General features: G+C 42.5%; 17 protein-coding genes and 1 tRNA gene. 12 read left to right on the top strand and 6 right to left on the bottom strand.

Features of this window, described 5'->3' with window-relative positions:
- Together DWW52_RS08150 and DWW52_RS08155 are read left to right on the top strand one after the other, a co-directional pair.
- Positions 1–273, top strand: a 273-nt coding sequence (locus tag DWW52_RS08150; protein ID WP_199691973.1) for an arginase family protein, incomplete at its 5' end; no start/stop codon positions are given.
- A 151-nt stretch (positions 274–424) separates the two neighbouring features.
- Positions 425–1,447 carry a deoxyhypusine synthase gene (locus DWW52_RS08155; RefSeq protein ID WP_118715003.1) on the top strand — a complete coding sequence of 341 codons (1,023 nt, stop codon included), beginning with the start codon at positions 425–427 and terminating at the stop codon, positions 1,445–1,447.
- A gap of 66 nt (positions 1,448–1,513) precedes the next feature.
- On the opposite strand, the gene DWW52_RS08160 is transcribed toward DWW52_RS08155, so the two are convergent.
- The gene (locus DWW52_RS08160) at positions 1,514–1,807 is read right to left on the bottom strand and encodes a threonine/serine exporter family protein (protein ID WP_370449499.1); all 294 of its coding nucleotides are present in this window, start codon (positions 1,805–1,807) and stop codon (positions 1,514–1,516) included.
- Between the two features lie 19 nt (positions 1,808–1,826).
- Between DWW52_RS08160 and dinB the strand changes: the two genes are divergently transcribed.
- The gene (gene dinB / locus DWW52_RS08165) at positions 1,827–2,903 is read left to right on the top strand and encodes a DNA polymerase IV (RefSeq protein ID WP_118715333.1); all 1,077 of its coding nucleotides are present in this window, start codon (positions 1,827–1,829) and stop codon (positions 2,901–2,903) included.
- Positions 2,904–3,127: 224 nt separating this feature from the next.
- Here the strand turns inward: dinB and DWW52_RS08170 are convergent, their stop codons facing one another.
- From DWW52_RS08170 to DWW52_RS08185, 4 genes are all read right to left on the bottom strand, one after another.
- Positions 3,128–3,673: an NADPH-dependent FMN reductase gene (locus DWW52_RS08170; RefSeq protein ID WP_118715004.1), complete on the bottom strand. Its 546-nt coding sequence runs from the start codon at positions 3,671–3,673 to the stop codon at positions 3,128–3,130.
- 1,051 nt (positions 3,674–4,724) lie between these two features.
- Positions 4,725–6,617, bottom strand: coding sequence for a biosynthetic arginine decarboxylase (speA, locus tag DWW52_RS08175; RefSeq protein WP_118715005.1), 1,893 nt, complete (start codon positions 6,615–6,617; stop codon positions 4,725–4,727).
- Positions 6,618–6,766: 149 nt separating this feature from the next.
- Positions 6,767–8,230, bottom strand: a complete 1,464-nt coding sequence (locus DWW52_RS08180) for a hypothetical protein (RefSeq protein WP_118715006.1) — start codon at positions 8,228–8,230, stop codon at positions 6,767–6,769.
- A 196-nt stretch (positions 8,231–8,426) separates the two neighbouring features.
- Positions 8,427–8,499, bottom strand: a tRNA-Pro gene (locus DWW52_RS08185).
- A 92-nt stretch (positions 8,500–8,591) separates the two neighbouring features.
- On the opposite strand from DWW52_RS08185, the gene rbfA reads away from it, so the two are divergent.
- From rbfA to DWW52_RS08230, 9 genes are all read left to right on the top strand, one after another.
- Positions 8,592–8,930: a 30S ribosome-binding factor RbfA gene (rbfA, locus tag DWW52_RS08190; RefSeq protein ID WP_118715007.1), complete on the top strand. Its 339-nt coding sequence runs from the start codon at positions 8,592–8,594 to the stop codon at positions 8,928–8,930.
- A 12-nt stretch (positions 8,931–8,942) separates the two neighbouring features.
- Positions 8,943–10,151, top strand: coding sequence for an FtsX-like permease family protein (locus tag DWW52_RS08195; protein WP_118715008.1), 1,209 nt, complete (start codon positions 8,943–8,945; stop codon positions 10,149–10,151).
- A 13-nt stretch (positions 10,152–10,164) separates the two neighbouring features.
- Positions 10,165–10,989, top strand: coding sequence for a peptidylprolyl isomerase (locus DWW52_RS08200; RefSeq protein ID WP_118715334.1), 825 nt, complete (start codon positions 10,165–10,167; stop codon positions 10,987–10,989).
- Position 10,990: 1 nt separating this feature from the next.
- Positions 10,991–11,407 (top strand): VanZ family protein, encoded by a 417-nt coding sequence (locus DWW52_RS08205; RefSeq protein WP_118715009.1) that lies wholly within the window; start codon positions 10,991–10,993, stop codon positions 11,405–11,407.
- A gap of 62 nt (positions 11,408–11,469) precedes the next feature.
- Entirely contained in the window at positions 11,470–12,411 is a 942-nt protein-coding gene (locus tag DWW52_RS08210) for an aldo/keto reductase (RefSeq protein ID WP_118715010.1), read from the top strand.
- A gap of 74 nt (positions 12,412–12,485) precedes the next feature.
- Complete coding sequence (gene pheS, locus DWW52_RS08215) at positions 12,486–13,508, top strand: phenylalanine--tRNA ligase subunit alpha (protein ID WP_118715011.1); 1,023 nt, start codon at positions 12,486–12,488, stop codon at positions 13,506–13,508.
- Positions 13,509–13,587: 79 nt separating this feature from the next.
- Complete coding sequence (locus DWW52_RS08220) at positions 13,588–14,448, top strand: N-acetylmuramoyl-L-alanine amidase-like domain-containing protein (protein WP_118715012.1); 861 nt, start codon at positions 13,588–13,590, stop codon at positions 14,446–14,448.
- Positions 14,449–14,560: 112 nt separating this feature from the next.
- Positions 14,561–15,157, top strand: a complete 597-nt coding sequence (locus DWW52_RS08225) for a penicillin-binding protein activator LpoB (RefSeq protein ID WP_118715013.1) — start codon at positions 14,561–14,563, stop codon at positions 15,155–15,157.
- A gap of 71 nt (positions 15,158–15,228) precedes the next feature.
- On the top strand, positions 15,229–16,698 hold the full coding sequence (locus DWW52_RS08230; protein WP_118715014.1) for a COG3014 family protein: 1,470 nt from the start codon (positions 15,229–15,231) through the stop codon (positions 16,696–16,698).
- 113 nt (positions 16,699–16,811) lie between these two features.
- Here the strand turns inward: DWW52_RS08230 and DWW52_RS08235 are convergent, their stop codons facing one another.
- Positions 16,812–18,422 carry a PKD-like family lipoprotein gene (locus DWW52_RS08235; RefSeq protein ID WP_118715015.1) on the bottom strand — a complete coding sequence of 537 codons (1,611 nt, stop codon included), beginning with the start codon at positions 18,420–18,422 and terminating at the stop codon, positions 16,812–16,814.
- Positions 18,423–18,432 lie beyond the last annotated feature (10 nt).

Raw genomic sequence — 18,432 nt, forward strand, 5'->3', positions numbered from 1 at the left:
TACATGGTATCCCAGAAACTGCACGACAACGTGTATATCACCATAGACCTAGACGTTTTCGACCCGGCAATCCTTCCGTCTACCGGGACCCCGGAACCAGACGGACTCTATTACAGAGAAGTATTAAACTTCCTCAAACTAATCAACGAACGTCACAATATTATCGGTTTGGATGTAGTAGAACTTTGCCCCAACGAGATCAACAAATCATCCGATTTTCTCGCCAGCAAACTGATCTACCAAATCCTGAGCATGAGATATCAAAATCAATGATACATTTTAGATTGATGATTTACGATTGATGATTCAAAAAACGTCAGCCTTGTGCGGCGGGAATTTAAAATCTAAAATCTAAAATCTAAAATCAAGAAATTGAGTCAATAAGGTCCTCATATTGTACCTTATAATTATTAAGATCATTAAAATGGAAAAGAAAGACTTATTAAAAGACACTATCAAACACATCGACATCAAGTCGTATGACTCAACCCAATTAATCGACGCGATGCGCGATATGTCATTCACCTCTCGCGATACCGCCAGAGCAACCGATATCCTAATGATGATGGTTGGAGAGAAAGAGTGTACTAATATTCTTACCATTGCCGGAAGTACAAGTGCTGCCGGATGTATGCAGGTTTACGTGGACATGGTTCGTAACAAAATGGTTGACGTGGTGGTTTCTACCGGAGCGTCTATCATCGACATGGACTTGTTCGAGGCCCTAGGCTACAAACACTACAAAGGACACCAGGATGTGCCTGACATGCAATTGAGAAACCTTTACATTGACCGTATTTACGATACGTTCATTGACGAGGAGGAATTACAAGCTTGCGACCACACGACCTACGAGATTGCAAACAGCTTGGAACCCCGTCCCTATTCATCGCGTGAATTTATCTGGGAAATCGGGAAATGGTTACATGAAGGACACGCCGTGAAAAAAGACAGCTTGATCCAAACTTGCTATGAATGTGGTGTGCCCATTTTCTGCCCGGCATTCTCTGATTGTAGCGCGGGATTCGGTATCGGTAAACACCAATGGGATCACCCCGACAAACACGTGTCTATTGATTCTGTAAAAGACTTCATCGAACTGACCCAAATCAAAATCAAGGCAGGAACTACCGGATTATTCATGGTTGGTGGAGGTACCCCAAAGAACTTCGCACAAGACACTGTTGTTTGCGCAGAAATCTTAGGTTACGACGTGCCGATGCACAAATACGCTATCCAGATCACCGTGGCAGACGTTCGCGACGGAGCTTGCTCTTCTTCAACTTTGAAAGAAGCTTGTTCTTGGGGTAAAGTTGACGTTACCTACGAGCAAATGGTTTACGCCGAAGGAACCACTGTTATTCCCGCTATCGCAAGTTACGTTTATCACAACGGACCTTGGAAAGAAAGAGAATACAAGAATTGGAACAAATTATTCCAGAAATAACAGAAAGGGCTGCTTGACAGCCCTTTTTTATTACCCGTCACTTTTGACTCCTTCGTAAAAAACGCGTCATCGAAATTGACTGTTTATGGAATATAAACAACGGTAATGCCCCCCGATCACCAAAACAGCCAAAACAAAGAAAATCGTCAACCCGTTGCGGAAAATCTCTACAATCAAGTTGGGGAGAATTTCCTCATCTCCCGTCTGCATAAAACAAATCAAAGCCAAAATAGTCTTGTAAGCATACATTCCCGGGATCATCGGCAACAAAGAGGAAAATGAAAAGACTTCTGCCGGACAGTGAATTAGCCGGGCAAAATAAATACCATATACATCAAAATTCGAGAGAATATTGTATATTTACTCATTGAAACAAGAGATGGAAAACAGAAAAATCATTCATATCGACATGGACGCCTTTTACGCCTCCATCGAGCAACGTGATCATCCGGAATACCGGGGGAAACCGCTTGCCGTGGGAAGGCCGGAAAAGAGGGGTGTCGTGGCTGCAGCCAGCTACGAAGCCCGTCGTTATGGTGTACGCTCTGCCATGTCCTCCATGAAGGCCAAACAACTGTGTCCGGATTTGATTTTCGCCTCTTCTCGCATGGAATACTACAAATCCGTATCCATGCAAATCCACGAAATCTTCCACGAATACACCGATATCATCGAGCCTCTCGCCCTTGACGAAGCTTTTCTGGATGTTACCGAGAACAAAAAAGACATCCCGTTAGCCGTTGACATCGCCAAGGAAATCAAGAAAGAGATAAAAGAAAAATTAGGTCTTATCGCGTCTGCCGGGGTTTCCTATAACAAATTCTTGGCAAAGATCGCTTCCGACTACAAAAAACCGAACGGTCTTTACACCATACATCCCGACCGGGCCCCCGCATTTATCGCCAAACTCCCGATCGAGGCTTTCTGGGGTATCGGCAAAGTTACAGCCCGTAAAATGCATACCTTGGGGATACACACGGGCGCCGACCTCAAAAAATGTACGCTAGCCTTCCTTACCCGGAATTTCGGGAAAGCCGGAACCCTTTACCATGATTTCGCCAACGGCATAGACCCTAGAATCGTCACCCCCGAACGCATTCGTAAATCCGTTGGTTGTGAAAGTACCTTTGAAAACGACTTGGTAAACTATATATCCGTCATCATCGAATTATACCACGTGACGACAGAATTAATCAATCGTATCGAAAAGTCTGATTTTAAAGGCCATACCTTAACACTAAAAATCAAATTCCACGATTTTACCCAGAAGACACGTAGTGTCACCATGGCACACGAGCTACGTACTCTCAATGAAATCCTTCCCCTAGCAAAAAAATTACTCAAAGACTTAGAGTTAACACAATTCCGTATTCGACTATTAGGGCTCTCTGTATCAAATCCTTTTGAGGAATTAACCACTGACGGTCCTTTACAATTAAGCATTAATTTTGATTAATTATGAAACCTTTATGGTTTATTGCCGTATATAGGCATGTATTTTGAATATAAATATGATGTAACCGAAACTTAATAGATAAGTGACACGGTTACCATAAAAAACCGATACATTTGTATCGGAATTCAAAAGAGAGACTTCGATTTTTTTTCATAAATTTGTTATTGGTATTTTGGGTCCCCGCTGAGACAGCGCGGACCATTTTTATTTTAAGACGGTCTCTCCTAGTCCTTGCCGATTAACCCGATTAATTCATTGATCATCGGCTTCGCTAATTTTTCACTTTGTTCTTTATTCACGGGTATTCCGGATTCCTCGAACTCTTTCGCGGCATTCACGACAGTATACACTACCGGAGCCACCAACGCTCCCAACTTCAATAATAATGTTTGCACGCGCTGCACGGTTGCTATTCCCGGAGTCATCCCTGAAGTCACGGATACGACTCCAACAGGCTTATGTACCCACTCCTTATAATAAAGATCGATCACGTTCTTCAATGCTGCCGGGAAATCGGCATTATATACAGGAGAAACAATAACCAAACCGTCAGCTTTTTTAAAACGTTCGGTAAAATCCACCAATTCCGAAGACGGACTTTTCTGAAAAGCAAAACGCTCGTTGAAAAGGGGGAAATTATACTCTTTCAAATCAAGCACCTCCACCGTTAGCGGATAATTTGCCGGAATGAATTGCTCCAAGAATAACGCAACCCGGTGACTCAGTCTCCCATCCCTAACGCTAGAAGAAATAATGGCGATATGTTTCATGATCCGTCTTGTAAATGTTAAAATCGACCTGTAATCTGAGTACCAATTTAGGAAAACTTTATAAAACAAAAAAATATTTCTCGTTATAAATACCCCAAATTAACACTCCAAACCTCACAATTTTCATACAAATCAAACGAAACGCATCAAAACTCCCTACACGAGCCTCATATGACTCAAAGGCAATATTTCAAGTAATTTATATATACACCAAAAATAAACCTAGGGATATTATTCCCTAGATTTACTATAGTATTACCACGAATTTTCATTATTTGTATTCGAACACATATTTTCAAGCTGAAACTATTCATCCGTATCTCTAACTGCTCCATTAGAATTAGGCATAAACTCTTCACGAAAAATTATTCACCGAATTTTAAAAGACATTCGAAAAAAAATCAGGATTCCCTTATAAAATTTGATCTATTATAAAACCTTTACGATTTCACACCGTATACTCAGGTACATTTTGCAAACAATTCCGAGTAACCGAAAGTTAACAAATAAATAACACGGTTATAAAGAAAAAACCGATACCTTTGTATCGGGTTTCAAAAGAGACTTCGATTTTTTTTCATAAATTTGTTATTGGTATTTGGGTTCCCGCTGAGACAGCGCGAACCATTTTTTATACCGAGAGCTAAGATAGAAAACGTTTGCAATCCAAAAAAGGATTTTCTCAACTTTAATATTGTTAAATTTTAATCTCCATCCGAATTAACACTTTCGATTATCCATATTTCAACTATCAGATTTTTCATTTCGTCACGAACACAAACTGAAAGCACAGCCAAACAAAATCCATTTATTACTTAAATACAACAACTTAATCATCTTCAAGCAACAACAAATCTATATCTAAAGACTTCGTGACAACACTTGAAGTGTAATAAATATATAATCTTTTTTCTTTCACCTTACTTTTTCCTCATTTTTTCACTTTTAACAAAATTCCGATAAAAGCACAATCAATGTCACACGTATTTCTCAAAATAAAAAAGCCGTTTCCGGAGTGGAAACGGCCTTACATTTATACTCATATATCATATCACTCCAAATAAGTGTACCCGTACAAACCGGAACGATAATTCGAAAGGAATTCCCGTCCCTCTTCAGCCGAGATAATACCCTTCTTCACGGAAGAAGTTACCCAGACTTCCACCGTACGGGCCATCTTCTTCGGCATAAATTGCACGTATTCAAGCACATCAGCCACGGTCTCTCCCTCAATCACCTTATCAATCATATACTCGTCACCCTTCACCTTGATATGAACGGCATTCGTGTCACCAAACAAGTTGTGAAGATCTCCCAAAATCTCTTGGTAAGCTCCCACGAGGAACACGCCTAAATAATAAGGTTCTTTCCCGTTCAACTCGTGTACCGGAAGGTGGTACGAAAAATTACGAGTCGAAATAAAATTATCAATTTTCCCGTCCGAATCACAAGTAATATCCTGAATGGTTGCAGATTTCGTCGGTTGCTCGTTCAAGCGGGCAATCGGGATGATCGGGAAAATCTGATCAATCGCCCAAGAATCCGGCAAGGACTGGAACAACGAAAAATTACAGAAATATTTATCCGGCAACATCTTTGAAATCTTCTTCAATTCATCCGGGGCATGCTTCGTGGCAACTGCCATATCATACACGTCACGGGCTACAGACCAGAATAAACGCTCTACCTGCGCACGGGTGAACAAATCAATCAACCCGAGATTAAATAACCCTAGCGCATCCTCGCGAATTTGCATTGCATCGTGCCACGTCTCGATCAAACGAGGTTGGTTCAAATTCTCCCACAAATCGTACAACTCCTTCACCAGCTCGTGAGCGTTCTCGGCAATTTCTTCGTTCTCATCAAAAGCAGGTAAACTCGTGCTGGCAAGAGCCTCGAAAATCAGTACGGAATGATGGGCTGTCAGAGAACGTCCCGACTCGGTAATGATATTCGGCTGTTCCAACTCATTTTTCTCGCAGGCATCAACCAACGCGGACACGGCATCATTCACGTACTCTTGAATCGAGTAGTTCATACTGTTACCACTTGTGGCCGAACGCGTCCCGTCATAATCAACCCCCAAACCACCGCCAATATCCACGAAGCTTATATTATATCCTAAATTCTTTAACTGAACATAGAATTGTGACGCCTCTTTCAATGCCGTTTTGATGCGACGGATATTCGTCACCTGACTACCGATATGGAAATGAATCAATTTTAAACAATCCGTCATCTTGTTCTTTTCCAAAATATCCATAGCTTCTAGCAATTCGCTCGAATTCACGCCAAACTTGCTAACATCACCCCCCGACTCTTCCCACTTTCCACTTCCCGAACTCGCCAGCTTGATACGAATCCCAATATTCGGACGAATTTTTAACCGTTTAGAAATAGAAGCGATATTTCTCAATTCATTCAATTTCTCGACAACTAAATATATATTCCGTCCCATCTTCTGGGCCAAAAGAGCCAACTCGATATAATTCTCGTCCTTGTAACCGTTGCAAATAATCATGGCATCGTCGTCAATATCAATCGACAACACCGCATGCAACTCCGGTTTAGAACCCGCTTCAAGACCAATGTTATACTTGGTCCCATGACTGACAATCTCTTCCACGACAGGACGCATCTGGTTCACCTTAATCGGATAAATTATAAAGTTCTTACCCGTGTAACCATATTCCGTGGCTGCCATCTGAAAGCAACTAGAGATTTTTTCGATCCGGTTATCCAGAATATCCGGGAACCTCAATAATATCGGGGCCGATACATCCCTCACCTGAAGCTCCTCCATCAATTCCTTAATATCTATTGTCGGTCCCCCCACTTTCGGTGTTACCGTAACGTGTCCCTTCTCATTAATCGAAAAATAGTTCAGCCCCCAACCGTTAATGTTATACAGTTCTGCTGAATCGTCAATGCTCCATTTTCTCATTTCTATTCTATAAGCGCTTTTAAAGTTGATTGGTTCCGCAAATCTACAATATATTTTCAATATAACACGCTTAAATGCCTGTGAATTCGAAGCTACTCCTCAAAAAGCCTTCTAATTAATACTTCACGCTTCAATAACCCCGCAGGCGCTTACATTTTTTGGATTTCTTGAATACCCTCCCTAGTGATCACCAAACGATACCGCTTGTATTCCACCTGATCCGCATGCTGCAACTGTGTCAAAAAATTCAGGTAATAAACTTTATCCCCATTAATCGGGACATAACCCGTTTCACCCTCCGGCACGTAAAGCTCGTAATCCCGCTCGTCCATCTTCTGCACGAAACTCCCCACGTTAAACCGAAGAATCTCGTTTACCCCGGCAATATCATACTGGCCATACTGATCCAACGTTTCCGCATCAAGTTGTATCCACTTTCGATAGAGAATGATCTTCTCACCCGCGTAACGGTTATCCGCCGCCAATAAATCCGTACGGGCCCGACGTTCAAGAATTTCTTCCGGCACTTTATTTTCCGATATGAAATCGACTCCGTCTTTGATCCACCCGACCACGTTCTCGTTCATGCTAATCGTCGTTTTCCGGTCAAAATAGTTTTTCCCCAACCGATGCGCAAAATAAAAACGCATCAATTCCTTGATTCTATCTTTTAGCATATAACTCACTACTAGCGCCACGAATAACGGCATCGTGAAATTCCCGTACTTCTTTTGAAACGAAAACGCCACCATCGTGGCAAAAATCATGGAAAGGCCTGCCGCAATACTATAATAAATCTGCTCCACCAACACCCCGTCCTTCTTCTTGGAAGATTTCAGAAACAAATCGCTCTCCGCGTATTTTTTCAACATCCCCCTCCGGTAAATCACTGCCCGGTTGCGATCGACGCTTTCAGTCTCTGCCACAAGATAACCGTTTATCTTTTTGTAATCAATCTCCGAACGTATCAACGCCATCAAACGTTTCACTTCCCGCTCATAACACACGGGATCGTTCTCTTTTAATCCGTCCAGCAACTTAAACGTGTGAAATTCCACCAGATTCGACAAGTATTCATCCCCGAAAGAGAAATAATTCAGCGCTTCTCTAGGCATTCCTTCCACGTTAATTATCTTTTTCAAATCCCGGTATCTCCTGACAATCAAACGCACTTCCTCGATATACTGGTCCACCATATCCCCCCGCTCGTTCCCCTCCACTTCATGATGAATCGCCTCGCTCGCCTTACCCCGGAGAGCACTTTTCAGAATCGAAGTAAACATCTTGATTTGATACTCGTACGCCTCTAATGACTCTTTCGATGTATCCGTCACCAAATGCAGGAAAGCCTCTTCCAGAAAGACAAAAGGAGTCCACTCCCCACCGGCAATCTCTTTCAGGGAATAAATCGGGGTAATTAATCGCACATTAGATTTCACATCTTTGTAAAACGCATCCTTTGGATAAGTCGTGGCATTTATATCCAGACTATGAGGCACGAAAAACCACGTGTTCATTCTAAACTCGTTCTTTTCCACCTCTCGATCAATATGGTAGCCGATCTTAAACTCCACGGAATACTTATCGTGCAACTTTACCTGAATATCTATCATATCATCAAATTACAACGCAATATATATATAATTTTCCAGATATTCATACTCTCTTCACATCAACCTTTTCTTCATTCATTAGGCGTTATCCCAAAGATAACGCCACGGAATAACTACCTCTCCTCCCTAATTCATCTTAACCGTCAAGAGTAAAAACAACAAAAGCCCTGAAAAATCAGAGCTTTTGTAATTTAGGTCGAGATGACTGGACTTGAACCAGCGGCCTCCACGTCCCGAACGTGGCGCGCTACCAACTGCGCTACATCTCGTTTCCGTTTTGCGAGGGCAAAGATAATAAAAGTATCAATTATAATCACTATATTTGTGAAAAATTTTATCGTATAAAATATTTTTCTTCAGAATGGACTCAATTAGACAGAATAAGGTAGGGCGTTTAATCCAACGGGATTTAAGCGAAATGTTTCAAAAAGAGTGTAAAGAATTCACGGTGGGTGCCATGTTATCCGTTACAGCCGTGCGAGTTAGCCCGGACATGTCTTACGCGAGAGTGTATCTCAGTATCTTCCCGTCGAACCTAACGGACAAGGTGCTGGAGAGCTTGGCGGAGAAAAATAAAAGCATCCGGTTTATCCTTGGAAAAAAGATCGGAAAGCAAACACGAATCATCCCGGAACTCAAATTTTTCGTGGATGACAGCTTGGATTACATCGATAAAATCGACTCGCTCTTGAAACAATAGCACCATTTCACGATGAATCTATCGATATTCATTGCTCGGAGATACCTGTTCTCAAAAAAGAAACAGAATGCCATAAACATCATTTCCATTATCAGCATGGTGGGGGTTGCGATTGGTACCACGGCTCTTATTGTCGTCCTCTCCGTGTTCAATGGAATTGATACACTCCTCACGGAAGCCACCGATACATTTACCCCGGACCTCACGATTTCACCGGCAAAAGGGAAGTTTATCGAGACCGACTCTTCTTTATTAGAGAAGTTAGCCAAAATACCGGGAATCGCATCTTACGATCCCGTTGTGGAGGAAAATTCTCTAGTAAAGTTCAAGGATAAACTGGTACCCGTAGTCGTAAAGGGTGTTGACTCGACTTACGCCGACCACGTCAATATCCGGCAATCGGTCATTAGCGGGATTTACACCCTGGAGGAAGAAGGGAAGCCCACGGTGGTCATGGGATACGGCATTGCCGCTGCCCTGAAAATCCGGATGGGATTATCTTCCCCGGTTACTTTTTATTACCCGGATCGTAAAGCGTCTTCCGCATCCAGTTCTGCCTTGAATAATCTCCAAATTTACCCGCTCGGGATATTCTCGGCACAACAGGATATTGACGGGAAATACGTAATCACCGGAATAGAAACGGCAAGAGAACTATTCGGAGTTCCGGGACAAATCTCTAAAATAGAGATCAAACTACAAAATCCCGATCAGGCAATCTCGCTGAAAGAAGAATTGTCCCCACAACTGAAACCGATCTACAAAGTAGAAGACAAGTACGATCTGAACCGATCTTTTTATGCCATGATGAAATCCGAAAAGCTAGCTGTTTTTCTCATCTTGCTATTTATCCTATTAATCGCGTCGTTCAATATTATCGGCTCCGTATCCATGTTGATAATCGACAAGAAAGAAGATATCGGGATATACCGGGCTCTTGGAATGACAAAAGAGAAAATAATCTCGATTTTCAAACTGGAGGGTAACCTGATTACCGGGTTTGGCGCACTGATCGGGCTGATCCTTGGAACGCTTCTCTGCCTTTTACAAGAATATTACGGTTTTATTACCCTCGGCAACGGGAGTTACATTGTCAGTGCTTACCCCGTCAAGGTGATAACCTCCGATGTTTTGATCATCATGATCACAGTGATCTCTATCGGTTACATTGCCTCGTACTTTCCGGTAAAATACCTTGTAAACAAAATCGTTAAACCATAAAATGATCAACACCATGTATAAACTTTTAACGCTCTCACTTTTATCCCTTACACTGGCTTTTTTTTCCATGACTTCCCAAGGTCAGGAAAAAAAGCATGTTGTTTTGATTGAAACAAACATGGGAAACTTAAAAGCAAAACTATACAACGACACCCCGTTACACCGGGATAATTTTATCCGTTTAGCAAAATCCGGTCATTATAACGGAACATTATTCTACCGGGTCGTAAAGAATTTTGTCGTGCAAGGCGGGTCTTCCGACAGTCGAAACGCCATTTCTGGACAAGCTATCGGTTATGGCAAAGGGGTCACGATCGACGCGGAAATCAAGCCACACCACTACCACAAGAAAGGAGCCCTAGCCGCCCCCCGTCAACCGGACCGGGTGAATGTATTCAAAGAATCGGACATCGCCCAATTCTACTTCGTGGTCGGGAAGAAATACTCGCCGGAAGAACTGGATCGCATCGAAAAATCAATAAATGTCCCGATCATGAAAGCCATTCAAAAGAAATATTACACGCCGGAGAAAAAAGCCATGCTTGACACGTTGAGAGCACAAAAAAAAGTTCCCGAATTCCGGGCAATTGCCGAAAAAATTAAATCGGATATCGCGTTTGAATGGGCCAACAATACCGAAAAACTCTACATGGATGATGAGAAACGAAAAGCATACACCACAATAGGCGGGGTTCACCACTTGGATAAAGAATACACGGTTTTCGGGGAACTGATAGAAGGCTTCGACGTGCTCGACAAAATAGCCGCCTTATCCACCGACAAACAAGACCGCCCTTTCAAGGACGTGAGAATAATCAGCGTAAAAATAATTGAATAACATGATAGCACGCAAACACACTTTATTATGGAGGAATATCATTTGGGCAGGAGTCATCTTTTTCTTATGCGCTATTCCATCAGATTCGATACCCGATCCTAAACTAAATATCCCCCAGCTTGACAAAGTCGTTCATTTTGGAATGTTCTTTATCATGGCGATCTTCCTGTGTAGCGAACTTCGTTACCAAACTCGATTATCCCTACGAGCCGTCTATTCGATTGCCATCGGGTTCAGCTTCGTTTACGGGGGATTGATCGAGATTTTGCAATTCAATTATTTCCACCGTGGAGGAGAATGGTGGGATTTGGTTGCAGACGTACTCGGGGCCGTTGTCGGCTGCTTATTATATCCCACGGCAAAACAACAAAAAGATAAATTCGTCACCTATTTATACAAGAAGCTAAAAAAAGGGTAAGAAAAACAACCCTTCCGCGATAAATCTCGTTCATGAAAATGGAACAATAAAGCTACACGTTCATGAAAACTATTACATTTAGAAACGGGGACAAGATGCCCCTCTTCGGATTGGGAACTTATCAATCCAAAACTAACGATCTGCATGATGCCATTATCAGCGCGATCAAAGACGGTTACCGGATGATCGATTGCGCCGCTTATTACAAAAACGAGAAAATCATCGGGGATACCTTACAAGAAGTCTTCAATGAAGACCTCGTAAAACGGGAAGATTTATTCATCACGTCCAAATTATGGAATAACAACCATGCGCCAGAGCACGTGGAAGAAGCCTTGCGAAACACCCTGCACGACCTTCGACTGGATTACCTCGATCTATACCTGATTCACTGGCCGATAGCGTTGAAACACGAGATAGAATACCCACAAAAAGCGTCCGACCTGTTTTCCTTGGAAGAATGCCCGCTCATAGAGACTTGGAAAGCCATGGAAGAGATGCAGGCAAAAGGACTATGCCGCCATATCGGGGTGTCAAATTTCAGCATACCCAAATTACAAGAACTGATTGCCGGGGCGAAAATAAAACCCGAAATGGATCAGGTGGAAATGCATCCCTACCTCCAACAAAAAGAATTACTTCAATTCTGTCAATCTGAAGGTATTCTCATGACAGCCTACTCCCCGCTCGGACGTAATCTCCCAATAAAAGACAAACCGGGACTAACACGAGAACCTATTATCGTGAACTTAGCAAAAAAATATAATTGTACTCCCGCCCAGATTATTATTGCCTGGGGAGTGCAGCGAGGGATCGTGATTATCCCGAAATCAGTTCACCCTGAACGAATAAAAGAAAACATCAATTCGCTGAATATCAATCTTTCAAAAGAAGATATGACACAAATCGCCACGCTTGATTCCCACACCCGAATGACTGACGGTTCCGCTTGGATTTTCCCCGGAGGTCCCTACACGATGAAAAATATTTGGGATGAAAAATGAAGTTCTTCAAAGAATTGAAATGTGTGAGACTTTTTTATTAACTTTGCAACCCAAGGATTTCAAATTTTGAGAAAATGTTAGATAAGATTAAACAACTCCGTGCTGAAATAGCCGAATTCCAGGCAAAGAATCTGGAAGAAGTAGAACAGTTCAGAATCAAGCATTTAAGCAAGAAAGGTACAATTGCTGCTCTATTTGATGATTTCAAAACCGTTCCCGTGGATCAGAAAAAAGTCATGGGCCAGGAATTGAATGAACTGAAAAACACGGCTTTGGCAAAAATAAACGAGTTGAAAGACTTGCTATCTAACGCAGAAGAAAGTTTAAGCGGTATTGACCTGACAATGCCGGGAGACCCGTTAAAACTGGGAACCCGTCACCCTTTGGCTATCGTGAAAAACGAGATTCTGGCGATCTTCAATAAACTTGGATTCACCATTTCCGAAGGACCGGAAATCGAGGATGACTGGCACAACTTCTCGGCATTAAACTTCCCGGAAGAACATCCGGCCCGCGACATGCAGGACACGTTTTTCATTCAGAAAAACCCGGATATCGTGTTGCATACCCATACTTCGTCCGTACAGGTAAGAGATATGGAAGCCCACCGTCCCCCGATTCGTCTGGTTACTCCCGGAAGAGTATTCCGTAACGAGGCAATCTCCGCACGGGCACACTGTATATTCCACCAAATCGAGGCGCTTTACATTGACGAAGATGTATCTTTTGCCGATTTGAAGCAAACCCTCACGTACTTTGCAAAAGAACTTTTCGGTCCGGACACGCAAATCCGTTTACGTCCGTCCTACTTCCCTTTCACCGAACCGTCGGCAGAAATGGATGTATCCTGTACACTATGCCACGGGAAAGGTTGCAACGTTTGTAAAGGCACGGGTTGGCTGGAGATTTTGGGATGTGGAATGGTTGACCCCAACGTTTTGGAATTAAATGGCATAGACAAGGAAAAATATACCGGGTTCGCCCTCGGTATGGGTATCGAGCGTATCACGATGTTAAAATACGGCATCAAGGACATACGCCTCTTTTTCGAGAACGACATCCGCTTCCTTGAACAGTTTTCGGCCGCAGGCAAATAATATATAAACACAACACAAGAGAGATGAGGATGCCGTTCACTACGGCTCCTCATTTTTTATTTACAACACACACATTACCATGAAAAATTTCATCCTCTTGTTTTTACTAACTTTCTCGACATTCGCATGCGCGCAGACTGATTCAATCTCACAAGAGGATCAGACCCTGTTAAAGCGTTTTTTTGAATATGCCAATCAAAATAATATATCCAAACTTCCCATCAATGAAAAGATTTCCGCCATCGGGCGTTACTTTATCGAAACCCCTTACGTGGGAGGGACTTTAGACATAAACAAGCAAGAGCAACTTGTAGTAAACCTCCGGGAATTCGATTGCGTCACCTTTGTTGACAACGTGCTCGCACTGGCTCTTATGGACAAATACGATAAATCGAACCTTCCGCAATTTCTGACAAATCTGAAAAAAATCCGCTACCGAAACGGGGAAATTACCGATTACACGGCCCGACTGCATTATTCTTCCGATTGGCTACACGAAATGGAACATTCGGGAATCATCGAAAACATCACCAAAGAAAAAGGAGGCATCCCGTTCACCAATAAAGTATCCTTTATTTCCCAGAACTGGCAAAAATACCCGGCCTTACAAAAAGATTCTTCACTTGTCAAGAAAATGACCCGTATAGAAAAAGAAATCAATGCCAGAGAATACTACTATATCCCGAAAGAAAAGGTGCTTCCATTCGTCGGGCAAATCAAGACTGGCGATATCATATTGATTACCACGCAAAAAAAAGGTCTCGACACCTCGCACGTGGGTATTGCCGTCGAAGAAAACGGACAAATATATTTACTCCACGCCTCCATTTCAAGTAAAAAAGTAACATTAACGGAAGAGACACTTCCCGAATATTTACAAAGAATAACCTCCCATTCCGGAATAATGATCGGACGACTCGTTAATTTTAAATCTAATTAACATCCATATGCGTGCCAAATACGTATATTTGGTAGGTTTATTGTAATAACTTTAATAAAAATCACATGAATCCTAATCGTGGAAACTGAATAGAAACTTAAAACAACGGAATATGAGAAGAATATTTATCGGAACACTGGTTGTCTTGGCCATTGCCTTAATCAACGGATGCGCGAACCGGAAAATTACTCGGGTAGACCCGAATGAAACCATTGATCTCAGCGGACGCTGGAATGATAGTGACTCACGACTTGTTTCCGAAGAAATGATCGGGGACTTACTGACCTCGGCCTGGATTCCCAAATACTTGAAAGCAAATGACAAGCGTCCCGTGGTTGTTGTAGGACTTGTTGAAAACAAAAGTCACGAACACATCAACTCCGAAACTTTCATTAAGGACGTGGAAAAAGCCATTATCCGTGACGGGAACATCCGTTTGGTCGTTGCCGGGGAGAAACGAAACGAATTGAGAAAAGAAAGAGCGGAACAACAGGACTACGCTTCACCCGAAACTACCAAAAAATGGGGAAAAGAACTCGGGGCCGATTTCATCCTGCAAGGAACGATCAACAGTATCGTGGACTCGTACAAGAAACAAAAAGTCGTAACCTACCAGATTGACCTGCAACTCACAAACATCGAGACAAATGAAGTCGTTTGGATGGGAGACAAGAAGATAAAGAAACAAATCAGCGACAAAGTTTTCTAACAAGTTTGTAAAGTTTATAAGGTTCATAAAGTTTATAAAGTAATTCCCCAAAAGTTTAAGACCTTGAAAAAATGAAAAACATTCATTGTTCATACTTTAAAAGAAATACAATCGGGATTCATAAACCTTATGAACTTTATAAACTTTACAAACCTTATAAACTCCTCGGGCTTATCCTCGTCTTTCTCCTCTCTGGATGTGCCACTTGGTATCAACGGACCGCGGAATTTCAATCGGCCGTCAACGTGGGTAATTTTGAGAAAGCAAATAAACTATTAGATAAGGACAAAAAGCAAGCCACGGGTAAAAATCGCATCCTTTATTATCTTAACAAGGGATACGTAGAATTCATGCTCGGCAACCCCACCAATAGTAATCAATATTTCGAAACCGCCGAAAACCTGATCGACGAGTACCACAGCAATGTTGGAGCGGAAGCTGCCGCCCTGGTAACGAACCCGGAAGCTCGTCCTTATCGACCGGAAGATTTCGAAGTCATTATGATCAATTTCTACAAGGCTCTGAATTATCTCGACCTGAACGATATGGAAGGAGCCTTGGTGGAAGTCCGCAAGATAAACATTAAACTCAATCAACTGAACGACAAATATCCCGACAACAAGAATCGTTATCAACGGGATGCTTTCGCCCATCTACTAATGGGCTTGATTTACGATGCCTCCGGGGATGACAACAATGCCTTTATCGCCTACCGGAATGCTTACGAAGTTTATCAATCCGATTACGTCAAAAACTTCGGGGTAAAAGCTCCCGAACAACTGAAACAAGACCTCATGCGCACGGCTTATAACTGTGGTTTCACGGCAGAACTAAAACAATACGAGAAAGAATTTAACCTCAAATACACGCATACCCCCACCCCGGCAAACGGTCAACTTGTATTCTTCTGGCTAAACGGGATGGGCCCGGTGAAAGCGGAATGGAGCATTAATTTCGTCAAGCAGAAAAGAGGTGACGGAGCCATTGTTTTTCACAACGAGGACCTCGGACTCACGTTCCCGTTCTTTTTAGGCTCGGGATACAGTGACAACGAACGCAAAAGCATAGCCGACCTGCAAATGTTACGGGTAGCCTTCCCGAAATACACGGAACGTCCCCCCCTTTATGCCTCCGGATCACTCGTAACAAATGCTCACACGTACCCTTTGGAGTTAGCCGAGAACATCAACGAGATTGCCTTTAAAACCTTGCGGGATCGTATGGTTCGGGAATTCTCGAACTCTCTTCTCCGGGTTGCCGCCAAAAAAGGATTGGAATATTCCGCCCGCAAACAAAACGAATGGCTTGGTTTAGCTGTCGGCATTGCCAACAGCCTCACGGAAAAAGCGGACACGCGTAACTGGCAAACTCTACCCTATTCCATCTCTTACACCCGTCTTCCCCTATCTGGCGGGCAGAACAACATCACGCTTCAGCTCAACGCCCGCAACGGTTCCAAGCACACGGAACAATTCTCCATCGAAGGCGGGGGACGTAAAACCCGTTTCCACATCTTCCAAACGATGGATTCCAAACAATAATATGATTATACTTTTACCATTACACAATGATTCTCTTTTCTCTAAAAAACTCCCCCACCTTACAAACGTAAAATGAAGGGAGTACCGAAAGTGACAATAATTCAGACTTGTTATCAATAACCTTTTATATTTACATCACATATTTCATCAAAACCAGTATATTCCCGGACAAGCAACACCCTCCCGGACAAGGGATCCAACTCTATACTATAAAGAATTCCTGAACCGGAAGTTCCTCCATACGTACCGACCACCATTTCCACGTTAGATTTATAATACACATCATTGTTATTTCCGGAGAAAATATCTGGTTTCAATATTTTCATCATGGTAATATTACCCTCAAACCGAACTTTTGCATTATTTGCTGTCATCAAGGGTTCTGGCCGAATAGTTTTTCCGTTGTCTACCGAGAAACGATACACTCCTTCCGATGTTGCAAAATAACACATATTCATAAAAGTACTCCCAAATGCCCAATCAATCACACGATTATTCTTTACGTCTTCCACATGCATCAAGTCATATTTGAATTTCGGTGTCTCCGGGGCTGTCTTCACTGAAACATCCATCTCCACCATGAAATACTCGCCACCATCATTCTTCATCACGGCAAGCACGTGATCACCCAATCCACCAAGATCCATGTGAATCAGATCAGCCTTCATATCGCCGGGATTAAATGGAATATTTACACTCCCAGCTCCAACGGTAGCATCCAATTCTAGAAACTTATTAAAACTATTTAATCCGGCGCTTCCAATGATAGCAACAAAACCACGTTTTGCCCGGTCAAACAACAAGGCCCGAAGAACATCCTTGTAAGTGTGATGAGAAAAAGGCAAAATACGAGGATCAAAATCATATTCATAATCGGCAGTTGCATACAAAGGCACGGCAAACAACACTTCTGTCGAAGTTTTTTTGAACACGTCCCCGCCATCAAAGGCCATAAACGACATACTGTTGATCACCACGTTCTCCGGTTTCCCTTGATTTAAACCACCATTAAACAAATCATTCCAACTCCCGTTATTCAAAAGACTTTTGCTATGGGCCAAAACAGCCCCCTTATCCGTGGCAGCAATCACGAAGATATTCTCAGGATACCTATAAGAACTCTTCGTGCAATTCTGAATGATCCATTGTCCCCGCCCATCGATTCTTTCACCCGCATTAGCGTTCGAATAAAAATGCGGGTAAACTTCCGGAATAACAGAAGATTCCGGCTTAACAATTTGGAATTCATCCGCCACGACAATCCCGATATCCGATGAGATACCATCACCATGAAGTACCATCGCCCCAATATGACTCAATTGAAAATCAAGTTTCACGCTTACCACTTCCGAGTAAAAATGGCGCCCCGTACTATTCTGAGTCACGTTCAGACGTAGCGAATATGTCCCCTCTCCCGGTAATAACGTGTCGTTATAGAGACAGGTATAATCTAATTCTTTCCCTTTATACACGGGAAAATAACGACTCCAATAATTATCACCATCCTTCCCGTAAAACTCCCACTCGTAAATCAAATCAGTTTCGGGAATTGTTGTCTCGATCGTCGGGGATATCTGCAATTTTTCTCCAAAAAGACAAGAATAGGTTTTACTTGGTAGCGTAATTAAAAGACTATCCAAGGACTTGTAATCGTAATTTCCCTTGTCGTCATAACACCCGTATAGGAGAAACAATGTTAAAAATATAATATATAATTTACTCATAGCTAACCTG

This window comes from Odoribacter sp. AF15-53 (assembly GCF_003479425.1).
GTDB lineage: Bacteria > Bacteroidota > Bacteroidia > Bacteroidales > Marinifilaceae > Butyricimonas.